This window comes from Selenomonadales bacterium 4137-cl, assembly GCA_032334055.1.
In the GTDB taxonomy this organism is placed as follows: Bacteria; Bacillota; Negativicutes; order Sporomusales; family UBA7701; genus Anaeroselena; species Anaeroselena agilis.
On record JAUOZS010000001.1, the window covers coordinates 1,590,808 to 1,604,887 of the forward strand.

Sequence of the window (14,080 nt, forward strand, 5' to 3'; positions counted from 1 at the left end):
TGACATTCACTATCATTTGCCCTGGCGTTAGCTGACGTTTTTGCGAACATTCGACCCTGACAAATCTCTGACATGGGTTGTGAAGATTAAGACGATGCATATCAACTGGTTTCCCGGCCATATGGCCAAGGCTCAGCGGATGATCCGCGAGCAGCTAAAACTGGTGGACGTGGCCATCGAACTGCTGGACGCCCGCATTCCGGCCGCCAGCGCCAATCCGGTCATCGACGAGGTGGTCGGCGACAAGCCGCGCGTGGTGGTGCTCAATAAGGCTGACCTGGCCGAACCGGAAGGGACGGAGCGGTGGTTGGCCTTTTTCCGCGCCGCGGGCCGGGAGGCGATCGCGGTCGAGTCGCTGGGCGGCGGCGGGACGAAGCAACTCGCCGCGCGGGTCGAGAAGGCGGCGGCGCCGATGCTGGCCAAGCTGGCCGCCAAGGGCATCAGGCCGCGGGCGGTGCGGGCGATGATCCTCGGCATCCCGAACGTCGGCAAGTCGTCGCTGATCAACCGCCTGCTGGGGACGGCGACGGTGCGGACGGGCGACAAGCCGGGCGTGACCCGCGGGCAGCAGTGGCTGAAGATTGGCCGCAACCTTGAACTGCTGGATACGCCTGGGGTGCTGTGGCCCAAGCTGGAGGATCAGGAGGCGGCCTTCCGCCTGGCGATAACCGGTGCGATCAGCGACGAGGTTTTCGACCGCGAGAAGGTTGTGGCGGTGTTGCTTGATATGCTGCGCCGCGAGTATCCCGACCGGCTGACGGCCCGTTTCAACCTGACCGGGCCGCTGCCCGAGGACGGCCTCGAATTGCTGGCGCAGGTAGGAAAACGGCGCGGCTGTCTCAGGGGCGGCGGCGCAGTCGATTACGAGAAGGCGGGACGGATCGTGCTGAGCGAGTTCCGCGACGGCAAGCTAGGGCGGTATACATTGGATTATCCGCCGGAATAAGGGGGCGGCTTCCTTTTGGGGGCCGGCCTTTTTTTATGGCGGGAGGATTTGGGGTATTGGCCAAGAATACTATTAGGACACACAATTTGCGCCGTACGGAGGGAAAGCCGTGGCGAAAGGCCGGATGACGGTGGCGGAGGCGGCGGCGGCACTGACTGCCGACAACGTCGCCCCGGAGACGCTGGAGCTTCTGGGCGCCGATCCGCGGGTGGCCGTGGCCCGGCTGGTGGCCCGCTGGCGCCGCCGGCGGGAGGCGCTGGCCGCGGAAGAGCGCCGTCTCGATAATCTTTTTAAATACGAACGGGCCCTGTATGAACAGGGCCGTATGCTGGTGGCCGGTGTGGATGAAGCCGGCCGGGGGCCGTTGGCCGGCCCGGTGGTGGTGGGGGCGGTAATCCTGCCGCCCGGATGCCGCCTGCCCGGGCTCGACGATTCCAAGAAGCTGACGGCGGCGGAGCGGGACGACCTGTACGAGCGCATCAAGGCGACGGCGGTGGCGGTGAGCCATGCCGTCGTCGGCGTGGAGGATATCGACCGCATCAACATCTATCAGGCGACTGTCCAGGGCATGTACGCGGCCGTGGCCGCCCTGACGCCCGCCCCGGAGGCGGTGCTGGTGGACGCGGTGCCGCTTAGGCTGCTTACCATGCCCCACCAGCCGATCATCGACGGCGACGCTTTGAGCGCGTCGATTGCCGCCGCCTCGGTCATCGCCAAGGTGGAACGCGACCGGCTGATGGCCGCCCTTGACGCGGAATACCCGGACTACGGTTTTGCCCGTCACAAGGGCTACGGCACGCCGGAGCACCTGGCGGCCCTGCGCCGCTTGGGACCTTGCGCCATTCACCGGCGCAGTTTTGCGCCGGTGAGAGGGGAGGGGAGTCTGTTTGCTGAAGATTAATCCCGGCATGGCGACCGACCAGGCGACCGCCGCCCCGCTAGGGGCGCAGGCCGAGGCCGGCGGTCAGGCGGCGTCCTCCCAGGCTGTTTTCCGCAATGCGGTCCAGTTGCTTTCGGATGCCAACATCAAGGCGCTGCTCGACGCCCTTGGCAAGACTTTAAGTGAGTTCAAGAAGCTTTCCGGCGAGCTGCCTGCAGAGACTGCGCGTGAGGCGCTTAACCTCGGCCGGGCCGCAACGGGAGCGGACACCGTTCTGCCCCGCGGCCTGGCGGCGATGGTGCGCGGCGCACGGAGCGGCGGCGAATCGCTGGCCGCTTTCGCGCAGACGCTGGCCGATGCAGCGGTTTTGGGCGAGCTTTTCCCGGACGGTCTTAAGGCTGAAACGGCGGCGGCGGCGGCCGCCTTCGCCCGTTTGGCCGGCGAGAGCGGTGATTTTACCGCCAGGCTGCTGACGTTGGTACGCCAGTTGGCCGCCGCCCCGGAGGGCGACGAGACGCTGCTGGCGCTGGCGAAGGTGCTGCTGTCGGAACTGCCGGAGGACATCCAGGCGCCGGCCGTGCGGGCGGATATCGCCAAGGCGGCCGCGGCGCTGAGCCGTTCCGTTCCGGAGAAGGCGCGCCAGGCAGCCGCGTTTTACAACCTGCCCGAACTTGAGGAGGCGCTGGTGTGGCAGAAGGTGGCCGACAGCCTGCCGTGGCTGAAGCTGCCCACGGCGACGCTCGAACAGTCGGGCCGGACGCTGCGGGAGATGGCCGCTGCCATGTCCGCATCGAGGGAGTCGGCCGCGGAGACGCCGGCCGGACAGAAGGTGCTGGTGTTCACCATGCCGGTGTTTTTCGCGGACGGGCGCGCTTACCCGGCGTATATCCATATTTCCCGCGACCGTGAGCAGGCGGATAACCCCGCCGCGCCGGTGCGCGAGACGTGGCTAAGGATGTGCGTGGCTACCGACAACCTCGGTGTGGTTGACATGGTTTTTCATCTTCGCGGCGAGCAGCAGCTCAGCATCCGCGTGACGTTCTCCAGCCGCGAGGCCGGTGAGGAATTCCGCGGTGTGCTGCCTGATCTGCGCGGCGCGCTGGCGGATTCGGCGCTGACGGTGGCCGATATCGCCGTCGTGGCTCTGAGCGAAAAGTAAGCGCCGAGGTGGAGTATGGCCGAATCCGAGAAACGCCGCCGGGAAGCGGTGGCCGTTCGTTATGACAGCAAGGAAGACAAGGCCCCCAAGGTCGTCGCCAAGGGGGCGGGAATCGTCGCCGACAATATTCTGGCGGCGGCCGAAAAGCATGCTGTTCCCGTTTACCAAAACCGAGCCCTTACGTCCATGCTGATGGCGGTGGACCTGGACCGGGAAATCCCGCCCGCCCTCTACAAGGCGGTGGCTGAGGTGCTGGCCTATGTGTACCGCCTAGATCAGAAGCGGCGCAAACGGTAATCCTGGAGGATGCTATGCGACGGATATTGCTTGACAACGTCACCTCGGGGATGAAGCTGGCCAAGCCGCTGTTCACGGCCGACGGCAAGATTCTGCTCAACGCCGGCCTGGAGCTGAAGGACCGCTATATCGAGCGCCTGCGCAATCTCGAAGTGACTTATGTTTATATTGAGGATGAGCTGACGGCCGATATCGACATTCCCGACGTCGTCAGTGAGCAGGCCCGCGTCGAGGCGGTGGCGACCGCCAAGCAGGTTATGGATCAGATCAAGCTCGGACGCAAGGTGGATGCCGGCGAGGCGAAGAAGATCGCCAACACGCTGGTGGACGAACTGTGCCGCAATCACGGCGCGCTGGTCAATTTCACCGATATGCGGACCAAGGCCGATTATCTTTTCAGCCACTCGGTCAACGTCTGTATCCTGGCGACGATGACGGGCATCAGCCTGGGTTATGACGAGCTTCGCCTGCGCGACCTGGGCGTGGGGGCGCTGCTCCACGATGTCGGTAAATTGTTGGTGCCGCCGGAAATACTAAATAAGACCGAGCGGCTGACCCTCGCCGAGCTTGACGAGGTCCGCAGGCACCCTCAATACGGTTTCGATATCCTGCGCAAGAACCCAGATGTCAGTTTGATGTCGGCGCATTGCGCGTTTCAGCATCACGAACGCTACGACGGCAGCGGCTACCCCCGCAGCCTGGCCAACAAGGAGATCCATCAGTTCGCCCAGATCGTCGCCCTGGCCGACGTGTACGACGCGCTGACCTCGGACGCGACTTACCGTAAAGCGGTGCCGGTCTACGAGGCTTTAGCGATCATCACCAAGGCGGCGGGCACGTATTTCGACCCCGAGCTTGTCGATCACTTTGCCGGTAACATCGCCCCTTATCCGATCGGTTCGGTGGTGCGGCTGAGCAACAACCATATCGGCGTGGTGGTGGATATTTCCAACGAGTACAAGACCAAGCCGGTGGTGCGGGTTATCGCCGACGAGCAAAAGCGGCGGATGAACAGGCTGGTGGAGATCGACCTGTCGAAGAACAGCCGGTTGTATATCGCCGACGTGGCCGAGAGGTGAGGCGGCGATGGAGCACATCCGCACCGGCGACGCCGGCGAACAGGCGGCCGCCGCTCACCTCAAGGCGGCGGGTTACGACATCCTCGCGCTGAAGTACCGGGCCAGAACGGGCGAGGTGGATATAGTGGCGAAGCACGGCGGGACGGTGGTGTTCGCCGAGGTCAAGACGCGCCGGGGCGGGCTCTACGGAACGCCGGCGGAGGCGGTGACTCGCCGCAAGCAGGAGAAGCTGATGGCGACGGCGCTGTGCTTTATGAAGCACCACGGTTTGTATGACCGGCCGATGCGGTTCGATGTGATCGAGGTAATGCTGTCGGGTAATGTATTAAAAATAAACCATATTGAGAATGCGTTCGGCCGTTGACGAGGAGAATTGTGTGTACGGAGGAGTTTGTGTGCGGGTTGTCGTTGGGATAACTGGAGCCAGCGGCGCTGTTTATGGCTGGCGGCTGCTGGCGGCGCTCCGGAAGGGCGGCTGCGAGGTCCACGCCGTCGTTTCCGAGAACGGTTGGACGGTGCTGAAGCATGAGTGTGGCGTCGGCCGCGACGCGGTGGCGGCGCTCGTCCAGCGGCTGTACGAGCCGGACGATTACGGCGCGGCGCCGGCGAGCGGTTCTTTCCGGGCCGACGCGATGGTGGTCGCTCCCTGCTCGATGCGGACGCTGGCGGCGGTCGCCGCCGGTCTGGCCGACAACCTGCTGACGCGGGCGGCTGACGTGGCGGTCAAGGAGGGCCGCCGGCTGGTGCTGGTGCCCCGCGAGACGCCGCTGAGCGCCATCCATCTGGAGAATATGCTGAAGCTCGCCCGCCTCGGCGTGCGCATCGTGCCCGCCAGCCCTGGTTTTTATCACAACCCGCAGGATGTCGCGGCCCTGGTCGACATGATGGTCGGCAAGGTGTGCGACGCGCTGGGGGTGGAGCATGAGCTGTTCAAGCGGTGGGAGGGACTGTGAGGAATCGGCGGTTGAAGGCGCACGAAGCGAGTTGTACGGCGCGTTCAGCCGGAACATGGGAGCCGCGGTTTGCGCCTTCCGTCGGCACGCTAAAAAATACAAAATACACGCTAATCCCCGCTTTTATCGCGGGGTCTTTTTCATTTATCCAGCGTTTGGCAGCCGACGGGGTGTAACCGCTACGGCAGGTTTGACATAGGATATTATGACTCTGAACAAAGGAGGAATGGGCATGGGCCGTTACTTCGGCGGCTGCGGCGGCGGCAATGGGATCGTGGTTGTGATCATAATCATCATCCTGCTCCTGCTGTTCCTGGGAGAAGAAGACACCTGCACCATCTGACGATTAGGCAACCTGTTGCGCAACTTCGTTAGCGGCGATCAAGTACTTACCGCAAAAGAGTTTTTCCCCCTGTCAATATGAGCAGCGCGCCCCCCTGAGATATGCCCCGGCTTTTGCCGCGCAATCCGGGGGGGCGCTCTGCATTTCCGCACAAGCGCGCGGCGGCTGAGATGTTTTGTTTGCGTTTCGGGTTGCAGTTGAAGGTATTAGAGCATTGCTGTAGAATTTACCATTCAAGTGCCTTTTGGGGCCTTTGCGAATAGTAGGAGGTAAAATCGTGCTCGTTATCGCGAAAAAGTCCGGGCAACGGATGGCCGTTTTCGTCGCCGCGCTGTTTTTGGCAGCTGTTTTTCAGGCAATAGCACCCGCCGGAGCCGTCGCAGCGCCTGCCGCGGGCATCTACAGCGTCGATATGGCTTTTCTTGTCGCGCATCACCCGGACGCCGCGGCAGCCGGCCAGGCGATCAAGGACGCCGCCGCGGCTGCGGAAAAAGAATTCAACGAAAAAGCGGCGAATATGAACGCCAATGAGCAGACCGTCTTATTCGACCAACTCAAAAAACAGCTTGACGCCAAAGCGTTCACGCTGATGTCGGCTATCCAGGCCAAGGTGGCGGCCGCCGTCCAGGAGTATGCGACCGAAAAGGGTCTGCCGGTGGTCATCGAAAAAGGTGTGGCCATTTACAGCAGTGTGGATATCACTGCCGAAGTGGGCAAGAAAATTAACGGCAAGTAGCGCCTTACCAACGATTGTTCAGGCAGGCCCCCCGATATTAGCGGGGGGCCTTTTGCACGCCGTAAAACTGCTGGCGAGCGGGTGTTCTTAAGGAAGGATTTGGTCGAATTTCCTCGAAAAGTAAATACAATGGCGACCATGAGTTCTTTCGTCGTCGATTTTTTGATGGTTGCCCGCTGACGGCTATAATCACGCGGCGGGCGGGAAAACACGCGGGTGAGCGGGAGGTAGGGGAGTATGTCATACGCGCAGGTGTTCGGCGCGGCGACGCTCGGCATCAACGGCGCTCTTGTCACGGTCGAAGTGGATATCGCGAACGGCTTACCGGGGCTCGACATCGTGGGGTTGCCGGATGCGGCGGTGAAGGAATCGAAGGAGCGGGTGCGGGCGGCGATAAAAAACGCCGGGCTGGAGTTTCCTGTGCGCCGCGTGACCGTCAATCTGGCGCCGGCCGATATGCGCAAGGACGGTTCGGGGCTCGATCTGCCGATTGCTCTCGGTATCCTGGCGGCCAGCGGGCAGGTGGACGCAGAGGCCTGCCGTCGGGGGGCGTTCATCGGCGAACTTTCGCTGGAGGGGCGGCTGAGAGGCATCGCCGGTATTCTGCCGATGGCGATGGATATCGCCGCACGGGGCCTGGAGGCTATTTTCGTAGCGCCGGACAACGCCCAGGAGGCGCTTTACGCCGGCCGGCTGTCCGTTTTCGCGCCGGCGACGTTAGAGGAAACGGTGGCCCATCTGCGCGGCGAGCGCCTGTTGTCCCCGTCGACCAGGACGGACTGTCCGCCGTCCGGCGGCGTGCCTGCCGACGATATGGCCGAGGTTCAGGGGCAGGCGGCGGCCAAGCGCGCCCTGGAGATCGCCGCCGCCGGCGGCCACAACGTGCTGATGGTGGGGCCGCCGGGATCGGGCAAGACGATGCTGGCCCGGCGCCTGCCGTCGATCTTGCCGGCGCTCACCGACGGCGAGGCGCTGGAGGTGACGAAGATTTACAGCATCGCCGGCCTGCTGCGCCCCGGGCTGGGGCTGGTGGCGCACCGGCCGTTCAGGAATCCGCACCATACCGTGTCCGACGCGGGGATGATCGGCGGGGGACGGGTGCCACGGCCGGGCGAGGTGACGCTGAGCCATAACGGCGTGCTGTTTTTGGACGAGTTGCCCGAGTTTCCCCGCCTGGTGCTGGAGGTGCTCCGCCAGCCGATGGAGGATGGGGAGGTGACGATTTCGCGGGTCAACGCCACGCTTTCTTATCCGGCTAAGTTTATGATGGTGGCGGCGATGAATCCCTGTCCGTGCGGTTATTTTGGGGACGCCAGCCGGCAGTGCGGCTGCACGCCCGGTGATATCCGCCGCTATGTGAAGAAGATTTCCGGGCCGCTTCTGGACCGGATCGACATCAATATCGGCGTTCCGCGGCTCGAATACCGGGAGATCGCCGGCGAGGCGGCGACCGAGCCGTCGGCGCCCATCCGCGCACGGGTAGAGCGGGCGCGGGCTTTGCAGCAGCGACGCCTGGCCAGGTACGGGCTGGGGGCCAACGCGCAGATGGGGCATCGCCATGTGAAAGCGACCTGTATTATGGATGACGCCGCGCAAAGTCTCCTGCAACAGGCGTTTCAGCGCCTGAATCTGAGCGCCCGCGGCTATGACCGGGTGCTGAAGGTGGCGCGTACGATCGCCGACCTCGACGGGGCGGAGCGGCTGACGGCGCAGGCGGTGGCGGAGGCTATCCATCTGCGCAATAACATCAAGGAGAGTCTGCTCGGCGTGTAGGGCGGCGGAGATCGGACGGGGATATCGGAACCGTATCAGTAATTAGTATTAAAGTAAATCTTTTGCTACTATGTAAGTTGTAATATTGCTGTTTTTTACAACTAGTCAAAAGTCGACATTGTTCGGCATGGAATAACTGGTGGAACGGGGGGTTGACGGAACGGGATAGGTTGGGCGTGCGTCGCGGGGAGGGGTTGTGCGCGGGCGCGGAACTGAGGATAGTCGGCGGGGTATATGCGCGGTGAGGGTTATAGAGCAGGCGGGGCGGCCGGCTTGCTCGACTAATGGACAATGTATTGCACCTGGAAGTCTCATTGTGATGCCTTCTTTTGTGAGAACGCTCCTAAGCCGCTTTTCGCCTTGTGCGCTCTTGAAGGCGAGAGGTAATCCGCCCAGGTAGGCTGGTTCGTAATTTCCTGGAAATATATGGACATTTTCAGGGCGGGTTGAACGCAGGCGGGAGGCGCATAACGACAATTGATGACGGAAAATATTGATTTTTCATTTTATGGAGTTATACTTATTGTTATAGATAACTATTATTTGGTAAAACGAGGTGGGTGACATGTCGGAGTTGTTGGCTAGTTTTTGCAGGGTGGCCGAGCATATCCCGAAGCTGATGACGGGGCGGGTGGGGATGGCGGTCTGCGACCGTGAGAAGTGGCTGGCGTGCAACTGTATTGCGGAGCTTGCCGGCTCGGTGACGATCGGAGACCAGATAAAACCCGGGTCGGCGGGCCATAAGGCGATGGAGATGAACGAGCGGGTCGTCGTCGAAGTGGCCAAGGAGGTTTACGGCGTTCCGTATATCGCGGTGAGCCTGCCGGTGGTCGAAGACGGCCGGGTCGTGGGGGCGGTCGCTGTTCACGAGTCGCTGGAGCGCCGGGAGACGCTTTTGAATGCGGCCAGGCAGCTTTCCGGTTCGGCGGGCGAGCTGAGCGAGTCGATCCAGTCGATACTCGCCCAGGCCGAGGAGCTGGCGGCCAGCGGGCGCTGCCTGAAAGATATGTCGGTGGAGGCGACCCGTCAGGTGGGCGATACCGACAAGGTTGTCGGCTTTATAAAGGATGTGGCCAGCCAGACCAATCTGCTGGGCCTGAATGCCGCGATCGAAGCGGCGAGGGTCGGGGAGCAGGGGCGCGGTTTCGGCGTGGTGGCCGAGGAGGTGCGCAAGCTGGCGGTGAACAGCGCTGGGTCGGCGACGCAGATTACGAGCATTCTGGCCGAGATCCGCGCGTCGATCGCCAAGATAGCGGGCGAGATTTCCCAGATCGAGGCGGTGGCCGGGCATCAGGCTGAGACTATCCAGAAGCTGACGGCCCATAGCCAGGCGCTGGCGGCGATGTCGGACCAGATGACGGGAATGGCTGCCAATGCGGGCGGCGAGAGCAAGTAAAAAGGGAGGCTGTCTATCTCCGGTGCTCCTTGCATCTGAAGCTTTTTAGACGCCTCGCTCATCCAATAAGAGAACCCGGAACTTTCGTTCCGGGTTTGACTTTTTCGGCTTATAGGCTACTTCCCCTTTTATTCGACGACTGCTAAACGGGGGTTGGGGCGGTAGCTGCGGCCGACTTTGGCGCAGTGCCGGCCGTCGACTGTGACGATGTCGGCGGTGAAGTTGATGTTGTCGGCGAAGAGGCTGGCGCCGACGGCGTAGATGTCGACCGGGACGCGGGCGGTTTCGAATTCGGTGATGCGGTTGGCGTTGAAGCCGCCGGATACCATGATTTTGACATGGGGGAAGCCGGCTTCGTCGAGGGCGGTGCGGACGTTGCGGACGAGCTGTGGGCAGACGCCGGTGGGGCGGAAGGCGCCCATCTGCGGGATTACCGAGGCGTCGACGAGGGTATCGCTGGTGTCGAGGCGTACTCCCCAGAGTTTGCCGCCCATGGCCCGCGCGACGGCTAGCGAGGTGGCGACGCAGTCGTTGTCGTAGTCGACGAGGGCGACGCGGTTGACAGCCGGGTCGATGTGGCGGTCGAAGGCATAGGTGGCGTCTAGGGTGTCGCCGCTGTAGGTGGCGATGAGGGCATGGGGGATGGTGCCGATGGCCTGGGCGCCCCAGTAGAGTCCGTTGGCCGGGGTGGATACGCCGGCGGCGCCGCCTATGTGGGCGGCGTAGCCGTCGCCTGCCTGGGTGCCCCAGGGGTCGAACCGCGAGGAGAAGAAGAAGACCGGTTTGCCGGCGGCGGCTTTGACGCAGCGGCGGGTGTTGGTGGCGACTTTGGTCTGGCGGGAGAGGACGCCGAGGTAGACGGTTTCGAGGTGGGCGAAGTCGGCGAGGTCGCCTTCGATGGTCATGACGGTTTCCCAGGGGGCTATTTCGTCACCGTCGTAGAGGGCGTTGATGACGAGGTTTTCAGGGTTGTGGGCGCATTTTTTGATGATGGCGAGGGCTTCGTCGACGCCGCAGATGACGGCGTTCTGGCGCTGGAAGATTTGCATCACGACTCTGGGGTGGCGGTTGTCGGCGATGAGGATGTCTCGAGTGCGGTTGAAGTAGCAGTCGCTGTAAAGGCCGCTTTTGATTTCTTCGGCCGGAAAGGTGAATTTGTCGGGCGAGAGTCGCTGTTTCATACGGGAACCTCCGCAGGGTTTTTCGTGTGTTTTTTGCTTTATTGGGGAAATTTGTTTAATGCATATACCCATGATACAATAAAATTGTATTTTACAGCAAGAGGAGGACGTGAATGAATTTCAACCCGCGGCTTTTAAGGCTTGAAAGCGAGGATTCGGCCCGGACCGAACTGGCCGGGCTGGGGTGCGACCCGGTCGGGGTTAATATTATGTCCGCGAAGGCGGTATTTAAGATAGTGAGGCTTGATAAGGTGCCGGCGAAGGCGGCCAATCTGCTGAAGCAGACGTTCCTGGCCAAGGGGGGCGAGGTGGCGCTGGCGCGGGGGACGGCGGATTTGAGCGTGGCGGAGAGCGATGTGCTGATTTGCGCTACGCTGAAGCAGTACCGCCTGGCGCTGGCGCAGCTTAAGCTGCAGCCGTGGGGGCTGCCGAAGGTGGCGGCGGCGGTGGAGCGGGCGCTGGCGGCGGAGGAGGCGTTTCCGGCGCGGCGGTATGAGTGGCCGGGGCGCGAGCTGGTGATACGGCCGGGGCGGACGGTGGTGATGGGGATTTTGAATGTTACGCCGGATTCGTTTTCGGACGGGGGCCGCTATAATCGGATCGACGCCGCGCTGCGCCACGCGGAGGCGATGGCGGCGGACGGCGCGGATGTGATCGATATCGGCGCCGAGTCGACCCGCCCATACGGGGCGACGGAGGTGGACGCGGAGGAGGAGATGGAGCGCCTGCTGCCGGTGGTGGAACGGGTGCTGGCGGCTTCGCCGCTGCCGGTGTCGGTGGATACGTATAAGGCGTCGGTGGCGGAGGCGGCTCTCAGGCTGGGGGCGCATATTGTGAACGATGTGTGGGGGCTGCAGCGCGACGCGGCGATGGCAAAGGTGTGCGCGCGGTACGGGGCGCCGGTGGTGGTGATGCACAATCAGGCGGGTACGCAGTATGAGGGGGATGTGATGGCGGCGGTGTGCGATTTTCTGCGCCGCAGTGTTGTGCTGGCGGCGGAGGCGGGCGTGGCCGCGGAGAAGGTTATCGTCGACCCCGGGATCGGGTTCGGGAAGACGCCGATTCATAATTTGCAGGTGTTGAACCGTCTCGACGAGCTGAAGGCGCTGGGCTGTCCGGTGCTGTTGGGGACGTCGCGCAAGCGGTTTATCGGCGAGGCGCTGGGCGGGTTGCCGCCGGGCGATCGCGTGGCGGGCACGGCGGCGACGGTGGCGTGCGGGATTATGCGCGGGGCGCAGATCGTGAGGGTGCACGATGTGAGGGAGATGGCCAGGGTGGCGCGTGTGACGGATGCTATTATGGAGGAGATGATGCCCAATGGGTAAGATTACGCTGCAGAATATGATGTTTTACGGTTATCACGGGGTGTATGAGCATGAACGGGAGATGGGGCAGCGATTCGCGGTGGACGCGGAGCTGACGATGGATCTGACGAAGGCCGGCGAGACGGACGAGTTGGCGGATTCGCTGGATTACGTGGGCGCGTACGAGGATATCCGGGCGGTGGTGGAAAATAACAAGTTCAAGCTGCTGGAGGCTCTGGCCGCGAAGTTGGCGGAGGTGCTGGTGAAGGGCCCGGTGACGGCGGCGACGGTGCGGGTGCGCAAGCCGGGGGTGACGCTGCCGGGGCATCTGGATTTCGTCCAGGTGGAGGTGACGCAGGGCAGGCAGCCGTGATCTGCCTGGGGCTGGGCTCGAATCTGGGCGACCGCGAGGGGAATATCGCCGCGGCTGTGGCTCGCTTGGCCGCCTGGCCGGGGGTGACGGTGGAACGGGTGTCGTCGCTGTATGAGACGGCGCCGTTGGGGTATACCGACCAGCCGGATTTCCTCAACGCGGTGGCGAGTGTCAGTACGACGTTGACGCCGCATGAGTTGCTGGCGGCCTGTCTGGCGGTGGAGCGCGCTCTCGGGCGCGAGCGCAAGGTCCGCTGGGGGCCACGGACGGTGGATATCGATGTGTTGTTTTATGACGATGTTGTGCTTGAAGCCGCGGAGTTGACGCTGCCGCACCCGCGTTTTCACGAGCGCTGTTTTGTGCTGGTGCCGCTGGCGGAGATCGCCGGCGAGGCGCCGGTGTACGGCGGGAAAACGGCCGGGGAGTTGGCGGCGGCCTGCGACGACGGCACGGTGAGGTTTTTCGGGAAGCTGCGCCAGGGAGGCTAGGGCTGTGGGAGAAGAGCGGCGCAAGGTGTTGTTCATCAGCGCGCCCGTGGGGGCCGGCCATGTGCGGGCGGCCCAGGCGGTGGGGGCGGCTTTGCGCCGTCTGGCGCCCGGAGTGGCGACCGAGTTCGCGAATGTGTTCGATTTCTTCAGCCCGCGGCTGGGGAAGGCGATTCTCGCAGGTTATTTGAAGGTGCTGGATGTTTTTCCGCAGGCGTACGGGGCGGCTTACGGCTGGGGCAACAGCAGCCGCCTGGCGTTGGCCGGGCGGGCGGCGGTGAGCGGGTTTCTGGCGGGGCGGATGGAAAGGTATATCGCGGTTTCGCGGCCGGATGTGGTCGTCGTGAGCCACGCTACGCCGGCCGGTCTGGTGGCGCATTTGGCGGCGCGGGGCCGCCTGGCGGCGCCGACGGTGGCGGTGGTGACCGATTTCGTGGTCCATCGCTTATGGGTGTATCCGGAGTTAGGCATGTATTGCGTGGCGCATGAAGGGCTGCGTGATTATCTCGCCGCCGCCGGTGTGCCGCGGGAGCGCAGCGCGGTGACCGGCATCCCGGTGGACGGGCGGTTCGCCGCGCCGCTGGGTAAAAGGGAGGCGCGGGCGGCTCTGGGGCTGCGCGAGGATGCGCCGGTGGTGCTGATCATGGGCGGCGGCGCCGGGGTGCTGCCGATGGCGGAGATTGTCGCGGGGCTGGAGGCGCTGGCGCGGCCGCTGCAGTTGGTGGCTGTGGCCGGCCGGAACGAGGCGCTGAGGCGACGGCTGACGGCTGAGGCCGGCAGGTTGAAGTTTTGCACGTTAGAGGCACTGGGGTTTGTGGATAACGTCGATGTGCTGATGGCGGCGGCCGATCTGCTGGTGTCGAAGCCGGGCGGGCTGACGGCGGCCGAGGCGCTGGCCAGGGGTCTGCCGCTGCTGATTTTCCGCCCGATACCGGGGCAGGAGGATGCGAACACCGCTTTCCTGACCGCGCATGGCGCGGCGGTGAGGGTGGAATCTGCGGGTGAACTTGCGGCCCTGGCGGGCGGTATGCTTGCGGAGCGAGCGGCTGGGCTCGAAGCGTTGAGTTCGGCCGCTCTGGACCTGGGGCGGCCTGGGGCGGCGGAGGCGGTAGGACGTTTGATTCTCGACCGGTTGGTCAAATAGAGCCTTGACTGATAATTTTTTCCTGGTTATA

At 63.5% G+C, this 14,080-nt stretch carries 15 protein-coding genes; 14 read left to right on the forward strand and 1 reads right to left on the reverse strand.

What is annotated here, in order from left to right; genetic code table 11:
• Positions 1-94: 94 nt before the first annotated feature.
• The 10 genes from ylqF (at position 95) to Q4T40_08490 (ending at position 9,562) form a co-directional block, all read left to right on the forward strand.
• The gene (ylqF, locus tag Q4T40_08445) at positions 95-946 is read left to right on the forward strand and encodes a ribosome biogenesis GTPase YlqF (protein ID MDT8901263.1); all 852 of its coding nucleotides are present in this window, start codon (positions 95-97) and stop codon (positions 944-946) included.
• 109 nt (positions 947-1,055) lie between these two features.
• Positions 1,056-1,847 carry a ribonuclease HII gene (locus Q4T40_08450; GenBank protein ID MDT8901264.1) on the forward strand — a complete coding sequence of 264 codons (792 nt, stop codon included), beginning with the start codon at positions 1,056-1,058 and terminating at the stop codon, positions 1,845-1,847.
• Positions 1,834-2,985: a hypothetical protein gene (locus tag Q4T40_08455; protein ID MDT8901265.1), complete on the forward strand. Its 1,152-nt coding sequence runs from the start codon at positions 1,834-1,836 to the stop codon at positions 2,983-2,985. The genes Q4T40_08450 and Q4T40_08455 overlap by 14 nt, the downstream gene beginning before the upstream one ends.
• A gap of 15 nt (positions 2,986-3,000) precedes the next feature.
• A complete protein-coding gene (locus Q4T40_08460) occupies positions 3,001-3,282 on the forward strand; it encodes an EscU/YscU/HrcU family type III secretion system export apparatus switch protein (GenBank protein ID MDT8901266.1) in 282 nt (93 codons plus the stop codon).
• A gap of 14 nt (positions 3,283-3,296) precedes the next feature.
• Positions 3,297-4,361 carry an HD-GYP domain-containing protein gene (locus Q4T40_08465; protein MDT8901267.1) on the forward strand — a complete coding sequence of 355 codons (1,065 nt, stop codon included), beginning with the start codon at positions 3,297-3,299 and terminating at the stop codon, positions 4,359-4,361.
• Positions 4,362-4,368: 7 nt separating this feature from the next.
• The gene (locus Q4T40_08470; GenBank protein MDT8901268.1) at positions 4,369-4,725 is read left to right on the forward strand and encodes a YraN family protein; all 357 of its coding nucleotides are present in this window, start codon (positions 4,369-4,371) and stop codon (positions 4,723-4,725) included.
• Positions 4,726-4,756: 31 nt separating this feature from the next.
• Positions 4,757-5,314: a UbiX family flavin prenyltransferase gene (locus tag Q4T40_08475; protein ID MDT8901269.1), complete on the forward strand. Its 558-nt coding sequence runs from the start codon at positions 4,757-4,759 to the stop codon at positions 5,312-5,314.
• 620 nt (positions 5,315-5,934) lie between these two features.
• Positions 5,935-6,393: an OmpH family outer membrane protein gene (locus tag Q4T40_08480; protein MDT8901270.1), complete on the forward strand. Its 459-nt coding sequence runs from the start codon at positions 5,935-5,937 to the stop codon at positions 6,391-6,393.
• 237 nt (positions 6,394-6,630) lie between these two features.
• Complete coding sequence (locus tag Q4T40_08485; protein MDT8901271.1) at positions 6,631-8,166, forward strand: YifB family Mg chelatase-like AAA ATPase; 1,536 nt, start codon at positions 6,631-6,633, stop codon at positions 8,164-8,166.
• A 565-nt stretch (positions 8,167-8,731) separates the two neighbouring features.
• Complete coding sequence (locus Q4T40_08490) at positions 8,732-9,562, forward strand: methyl-accepting chemotaxis protein (protein ID MDT8901272.1); 831 nt, start codon at positions 8,732-8,734, stop codon at positions 9,560-9,562.
• Between the two features lie 128 nt (positions 9,563-9,690).
• Here Q4T40_08490 and Q4T40_08495 read toward each other — a convergent pair whose 3' ends face one another.
• The gene (locus Q4T40_08495) at positions 9,691-10,743 is read right to left on the reverse strand and encodes a nicotinate phosphoribosyltransferase (protein ID MDT8901273.1); all 1,053 of its coding nucleotides are present in this window, start codon (positions 10,741-10,743) and stop codon (positions 9,691-9,693) included.
• Positions 10,744-10,856: 113 nt separating this feature from the next.
• Here Q4T40_08495 and folP point away from each other — a divergent pair, with 113 nt between their 5' ends.
• The 4 genes from folP to Q4T40_08515 are packed head-to-tail and all read left to right on the forward strand — an operon-like array spanning position 10,857 to position 14,049.
• Positions 10,857-12,068 carry a dihydropteroate synthase gene (gene folP / locus Q4T40_08500; protein ID MDT8901274.1) on the forward strand — a complete coding sequence of 404 codons (1,212 nt, stop codon included), beginning with the start codon at positions 10,857-10,859 and terminating at the stop codon, positions 12,066-12,068.
• A complete protein-coding gene (gene folB, locus Q4T40_08505; protein MDT8901275.1) occupies positions 12,061-12,420 on the forward strand; it encodes a dihydroneopterin aldolase in 360 nt (119 codons plus the stop codon). The genes folP and folB overlap by 8 nt, the downstream gene beginning before the upstream one ends.
• Complete coding sequence (folK, locus tag Q4T40_08510; protein ID MDT8901276.1) at positions 12,417-12,908, forward strand: 2-amino-4-hydroxy-6-hydroxymethyldihydropteridine diphosphokinase; 492 nt, start codon at positions 12,417-12,419, stop codon at positions 12,906-12,908. Before folB ends, folK begins: the two co-directional genes overlap by 4 nt.
• Positions 12,909-12,912: 4 nt before the next feature.
• The gene (locus Q4T40_08515; GenBank protein MDT8901277.1) at positions 12,913-14,049 is read left to right on the forward strand and encodes a glycosyltransferase; all 1,137 of its coding nucleotides are present in this window, start codon (positions 12,913-12,915) and stop codon (positions 14,047-14,049) included.
• Positions 14,050-14,080: the final 31 nt, after the last annotated feature.